Origin of the sequence: Actinotalea ferrariae CF5-4 (genome assembly GCF_000603945.1) — a bacterium.
GTDB classification, from domain to species: Bacteria; Actinomycetota; Actinomycetes; order Actinomycetales; family Cellulomonadaceae; genus Actinotalea; species Actinotalea ferrariae.
Genome location: NZ_AXCW01000610.1, coordinates 1 through 387 on the forward strand (window position 1 = coordinate 1; position 387 = coordinate 387).

The following is a 387-nucleotide window of genomic DNA, read 5'->3' on the forward strand; positions in this document are numbered from 1 at the left end:
TCCTACCAGCCCGCCGACGGCCGCTCCCTGGTCAACATGCCCCTCATCGTCTACACCGACCCCACCCCCCAGACCCTCACCACCACCGTCCTGGGCACCCCCGTCACCGTCCGCGCCACCCCCACCCACTACACCTGGGACTTCGGCGACACCCAGCCACCCCTGACCACCACCGACCCCGGCGCCCCCTACCCCACCCACACCCTGTCCCACCCCTACCCCGCCCCCGGCACCTACACCCTCCAGCTCACCACCACCTGGCACGGGCACTACCAGGTCACCGACACCGGCCCCTGGACCCCCATCGACGGCACCGCCACCACCACCTCCGCCCCCATCACCATCACCGTCGAAGAAGCCACACCCCGCCTCGTCGCCCGACCCTGA

1 protein-coding gene is annotated in these 387 nt (G+C 71.6%); it reads left to right on the plus strand.

Annotated elements, in window-relative coordinates; translation table 11 throughout:
• Window positions 1-387 (plus strand): PKD domain-containing protein (locus N866_RS19475; RefSeq protein ID WP_034230154.1); only part of this gene is annotated, 387 nt, incomplete at its 5' end.